The 5219-nt window shown below is 49.3% G+C and carries 9 protein-coding genes and 1 pseudogene; 1 reads left to right on the top strand and 9 read right to left on the bottom strand.

Annotated elements, in window-relative coordinates:
• Positions 1-62: 62 nt before the first annotated feature.
• From ACYC56_RS11980 to ACYC56_RS11955, 6 genes are all read right to left on the bottom strand, one after another.
• Complete coding sequence (locus ACYC56_RS11980) at positions 63-482, bottom strand: ATP-binding protein (protein ID WP_461374410.1); 420 nt, start codon at positions 480-482, stop codon at positions 63-65.
• Positions 483-830 (bottom strand): STAS domain-containing protein, encoded by a 348-nt coding sequence (locus ACYC56_RS11975; RefSeq protein ID WP_286679040.1) that lies wholly within the window; start codon positions 828-830, stop codon positions 483-485.
• A 226-nt stretch (positions 831-1056) separates the two neighbouring features.
• Positions 1057-1590 (bottom strand): archaemetzincin family Zn-dependent metalloprotease, encoded by a 534-nt coding sequence (locus ACYC56_RS11970; protein ID WP_461374409.1) that lies wholly within the window; start codon positions 1588-1590, stop codon positions 1057-1059.
• A gap of 24 nt (positions 1591-1614) precedes the next feature.
• Positions 1615-2244, bottom strand: a complete 630-nt coding sequence (locus ACYC56_RS11965) for a phosphoribosyltransferase (RefSeq protein WP_461374408.1) — start codon at positions 2242-2244, stop codon at positions 1615-1617.
• Between the two features lie 100 nt (positions 2245-2344).
• Positions 2345-2638: a general stress protein B gene (locus tag ACYC56_RS11960; RefSeq protein ID WP_461374407.1), complete on the bottom strand. Its 294-nt coding sequence runs from the start codon at positions 2636-2638 to the stop codon at positions 2345-2347.
• A gap of 155 nt (positions 2639-2793) precedes the next feature.
• Positions 2794-3027 carry a KGG domain-containing protein gene (locus tag ACYC56_RS11955; RefSeq protein WP_461374406.1) on the bottom strand — a complete coding sequence of 78 codons (234 nt, stop codon included), beginning with the start codon at positions 3025-3027 and terminating at the stop codon, positions 2794-2796.
• Between the two features lie 162 nt (positions 3028-3189).
• Between ACYC56_RS11955 and ACYC56_RS11950 the strand changes: the two genes are divergently transcribed.
• The gene (locus ACYC56_RS11950; protein WP_461374405.1) at positions 3190-4401 is read left to right on the top strand and encodes an ATP-grasp domain-containing protein; all 1212 of its coding nucleotides are present in this window, start codon (positions 3190-3192) and stop codon (positions 4399-4401) included.
• 44 nt (positions 4402-4445) lie between these two features.
• Here ACYC56_RS11950 and ACYC56_RS11945 read toward each other — a convergent pair whose 3' ends face one another.
• The 3 genes and pseudogenes from ACYC56_RS11945 to ACYC56_RS11935 form a co-directional block, all read right to left on the bottom strand.
• Positions 4446-4607: a KGG domain-containing protein gene (locus tag ACYC56_RS11945; RefSeq protein ID WP_174573215.1), complete on the bottom strand. Its 162-nt coding sequence runs from the start codon at positions 4605-4607 to the stop codon at positions 4446-4448.
• 122 nt (positions 4608-4729) lie between these two features.
• Positions 4730-4954, bottom strand: a complete 225-nt coding sequence (locus ACYC56_RS11940; RefSeq protein ID WP_461374411.1) for a KGG domain-containing protein — start codon at positions 4952-4954, stop codon at positions 4730-4732.
• Positions 4955-5016: 62 nt separating this feature from the next.
• Positions 5017-5219 (bottom strand): annotated as a pseudogene (locus ACYC56_RS11935) (hypothetical protein); the annotation flags it as partial.

Raw genomic sequence — 5219 nt, 5'->3', positions numbered from 1 at the left:
AGCCGCACTACGCCACGTCTAGGTGATAAGTGAACTCGTGAAACAGTATTCGGATGAGGGTATTAGCGTTTTGGAATCTTTTTGACAAGCCTCAAGATAACTCCCTGATTTTGTGCGGCGATCATATCGACCTCGTCCATAATGCTGGTGAGAATGCTCATCCCCAGGTCCTTTTCGATAGATTGGGAATCCGGCTTCGTGATTTGCTGTACGTTTTCTGCCTGGTATTCGACGTCGATCACCAGGTTGTCATCATTTGTGTAGGCCGCGATATCGACCACCATCTCTTCAGAGCGAGATTGCTTGTGCAATTGCATGATAGCGTTTGTGCATGCCTCAGAGACAGCGATTTTAATATCCTCTACGATTTCGCTGTCAAACCCTAAAAGCCCGGCATACCCCGCTACTATGAGTCGCGCGATTCCGGCGTATTCCGGCTTAGCCGGAATTTCTATGCTGACTGGCTGGCTTAACGTGTTCACCTACGATCCTTTTAGGCTGTTAATTGCTTCGTCTTCGGATGAAAAGATGGGGAATACCTTAACGAGGCCCGTTATCCTGAAAATCTTGAGGATATTTTCCTGCGTGCAGACTAAGGAAATCGATCCCTGGTGAGACTTTACCCGCTTAAGGCCGCCCACCAGTACTCCTAAGCCGGAGCTATCCATAAACTCAACCTTCTGCAAGTCGATTATGATATTGTACTTGCCTTCATCTACAAGATCGATCAAACGACTCTTTAGCTTTGGTGCCGTGTATACATCAACTTCACCTTCGAGAATGATTATCCCGATGCCGTCTACTTCTTTACTCTCGATTTTCAAATCCACTACTCCACCTCCTAGAATCTTTCAGAACACTTATACCACGCAGCAATTACCGCCAAACTTCGAATCCATTACAAGTACTTGATTACTACCCACTTTGGCCGGCAACTGAAGCGATAGAGAACTAGAATATCCCCGGCAACACGTTTATATACCCCAAACAAGCGCTGGATAAAACATAATTTTAATTCTATGCAAACTGCAACCGTATAGCAACCGGGCGCTTGTTCTATCCGATGAGAGGTGATCCGCATTCCGGGCAAAATACGGCTTGCTTTCTATCGGTATCCGTCAGGTTGCTTGAAAAATACATAATACACCTCGGATTAGAGCAATGTCTCAGGCCGAAGGTATGACCCAGCTCGTGCATCGCTTCTTTTTCGACTCGCTGAAGGAATAGCGTCCGCGCCCCCGGCAGGTCGGTCCCGATACGTAACCGGTTCAGAGAGATCGCGGCACAGCAACCACCCAGTATGGCCTGGCCGAATACGTAATTCAAACCCTTGGCGAAAATATCCTGCTCAATAACGCCGAGGGCTTTTAGCGCGTCCGGTGATTTCGCTTTTCTGATCTGCTCAAGAATGATACTCGCATTAAACTGGCTGCGAGTGGGGTCGAAAGCAAAGGATGGAACAGGAAGCGCGGGTCCGATGCAAGCACCCGTGTTGAATTTTTCTTTGATTATTTGGAGCACATGCCGCAGTACATCCTGCTCGATATCGCCGATAGGGATGGTCTCAATGAATTTTTGTTTAGCTTCCACATATCCCCCAGGGTTGCCGGCTACCTACCGATAGCTGTTCAGAATATCTATTACTTCAGAATCCGATGTTTGTTCAAACACCTCATAAAACTGACCGACCGCGAAAAAAAGCTCGTGGACTTCCAGGCAGATAATCTCATCGACGTGTTCTCTCAGGTCCTGGCAGGTTTCGGTGGGAGCGACCGGAACGGCAAGGACGATTTTTTTCGGTTGTTCCATCTTCACTGCGTTCACAGAAGCAAGCGCTGTGTACCCGGTTGCTAGCCCATCATCAACTAGTATGACCGTTGCGCCCGTGAGGTCAAGTGGGGCTTTATCTCCTAAATAAAGCCTGCGGCGCCTGTCTATCTCGCTTATCTGTCTGCTTACCTCCTGGTCGATATATGACCTGGGTATATTGAGTTCCCTGATTAGCGGCTCATTGAGCATCACCGCGCCTTTAGCAACGGCGCCGATGGCGAGCTCTGGATTGCCGGGAGCGCCGATTTTTCTCGGGATAATAATATCCAGACGCAGGTGTAATGCCTTTGCGACCTGGTCGCCTACAACTACGCCGCCCCTTGCAATTGCAAGCACTATCGCGTCCGAATTACGGTATTCGGCCTCTAGCCGCCGGGCAAGCTGGAGGCCTGCATCGACCCGGTCTCTAAACATCTCAACACCTCTACTACTAGCTGTACTATTTATATACAATAGTTTATACAACAAAAAACAGCAGGTGTGACACCTGCTGTTTTTTGTTCATGACCACCGATTACTCTGCGGCACGTTTGCCGCGCTCGATAAGCTCTTTGACCTTCTGGCCGCCCTTGTGGCCGATTTCCTCATAGAACTCGTGGCCGTATTTCTCTTTGACTACCTGGCCGCCTTTTTTGCCGCCTTTATGACCTATTTCTTCATAGAATTCCGGACCGTATTTCTTCGAGGTGGCCTCGCCACCTTTTTCGCCAATCTTCTCATAAAACTCAGGGCCGTATTTTTTAGAGGTGGTCTCGCCGCCCTTACGACCGGCTTCGCTGACTGTCATTTTGCCTTTTTCCTCTGCCATCAACTTCGCCCCCCTTCAACTATTTGATACCCACGGTTACATGACCTAAACATCGCGGTCCTTTCTAAGCGACCGTTCCGAAAGACCCGATCCAATGTGAAAGGGACGGATCGCGATCCGTCCCTTTCAAGATAATCTTGCTGTAATAAGACGCATTATTCGGTAGCTTTCTTACCCTCTTCGATGAGGCGTTTTACTTTCTGGCCGCCCTTGTGCCCGATTTCCTCATAGAACTCGTGGCCGTATTTTTGTTTGGTAGTCTGGCCGCCTTTTTTGCCGCCTTTATGACCTATTTCTTCATAAAACTCAGGGCCGTATTTTTTAGAGGTGGTCTCGCCGCCCTTACGACCGGCTTCGCTGACTGTCATTTTGCCTTTTTCCTCTGCCATCAACTTCGCCCCCCTTCGTGGATTTCATACCCCGCATTCAGGACTTTAAACATTTACTCAGGACAGGAAACCGTGGGGTCTTCCTGCCGGAGGGCAGACGGCAATTTGGTGCATCTCGATGTGAGCTAGAATATAATACGGGGAGACTGGAGGAGATAGTTTATGAAAGTCCTGGTAATCGGCAATATCGGTTTTGACCTGATGGCGCCCTATCTTTACAGCGAGGGTATTGAAACGGTTCTCGTTGTAACAACAGTTGAGCCTCTCAACGCAGAATACGCCGACACAGCGTATTATTACGAGTCTGACACAGAACACCTACCTCTCGTTGACCTCGCGCTCGAAGAGCACGTCGATGCCGTAATCTCAATCTCCGGCCCCGATGTTGCAAACTTACGAGACGGACATGTCAAAGAGACCCTCGAAAAAGAACATGGCATCCCCGTACTGGCCAATCCATTAGAAGCCGTACGGATTGCCTCCAACAAAGAAAAGACGAAAGACTTTTTACTTCAACACGGTTTCCCGGCAACTTTAGGTCGAGTGGTGGAATCAAGGTTTGAAGCCTTCGAGGTGGCCAAAGAATTCGGCTACCCGCTCGTCTTAAAGCTTATCGATCACTCTGGCGGAACCGGTATGACCATCGTTCACGACCGCTTCGAGCTTATAAAAGCCATGGGCGGTGCGGAGAGAATCCTTATCGAAAAATACACGCACGGGCCGGAATTTTCGATCGAGGTGTTGAATTACAACGGCAAGACACTGCCGCTTCTGCCCGTGTTCAAGGGGTATACCAACCACCAATGCATCCATCCGATGGAGCGAGTCAAGTTGGCTCCCGCCCCGCTACCCGAAGTCGATATCGCCAAGTTACGGTCCCTGGCACGCGACGTGATAAGGACCTTAAACGTGCAGCCGACCGGAGATGTCGATATAGTATGGTCCGAAGACGGGCCGAGAATCCTTGAAGTCAACCCGCGCTTTGGCGGCGTAACCGCCCTCTCCATGGCCGCAAGCGGCATTATTTCGTACCATGCGCTGGTCGACATGCTTCTCGGCAGGTGGAATGAGAAAGAGTATCATTTCGACCGCCACTTTGCGGCGGATATGCCCGTGTTCTCGGATATCGAGATCGACCGTGTAAAAGAAATATTAGATGTGGACGGCGTATTCCGCGTAAAAATCCAAAAACTGAAACAAACATCAGGAAGGATTGCGCTGAAGGCAAAGACCATGCACGAGCTGCTGGGTGCGGCCAAGCAGGTTGCGGCCATTTGCGATTGCTCTGATTGCTTTACGGAACTCGAGCGATTGCCGGAAAGACTCCGGGCAGAAAAATCAAGAGTGGAAAAAATAAAAGTGGTAGCTGTTTAGGCTACCACTTTTATTTATGTCCTACATAAAGAAACTTGGGTATGTTAACGTGCCGCTTGTTTCCCACGCTCAATAAGCTCTTTGACTTTCTGACCGCCTTTATGCCCGATCTCTTCGTAGAATTCGCGACCATATTTCTTCGCGGTAGTTTTTCCGCCTTTGCGGCCCGCTTCGCTTACCGTCATTTTTCCTTTTTCCTCTGCCATCTACGTCACCTCCTTTGGGACTAGCCATTGGCACTTATTTTGTACCCGGAGTACAGACCTCTTAAACTACGATTGCTCAGGTAATTCGGACGAAATCGAAAAATGTTCTGGTTATGCCCCGCTTAGGTCTCAGCCTCTTTTCCCTTTTCGATGAGAGATTTTACCTTTTGACCGCCCTTGTGCCCGATTTCTTCGTAGAACTCATGACCGTATTTTCTCTTGGTGGTCTCACCACCTTTAGGGCCGCCAATTTTACCACCCTTTTCGCCGATTTCCTCGTAAAACTCGCGGCCGTATTTTTTTGAAGTGGTTTCACCGCCTTTACGACCGGCTTCACTTACGGTCATCCTACCTTTCTCGTCCAGCACTATTCTCACCCCCTTCCGAAATGCTCGCCGTGTCACCGGAACTATTGCCTTTTATTCACTAAGGTTCTACCCAGGAGCAATACCCTTAAACACTCATCATCGAGCAACACGAAAAGGCGAGGTAAAGCCGCTAAATAGAGTGAAGGGCTGGAACCAACCAGCCCCTCCTCATCAAACCGTACGTGAGGTTTTCCCTCATACGGCTTTCCGACATTCTTTCTTCCGTGAGCATTCAGATTACAGC

The sequence above is a fragment of the Candidatus Aquicultor sp. genome, assembly GCF_054640775.1.
This window is presented reverse-complemented; position numbering and strand designations above follow the sequence as displayed.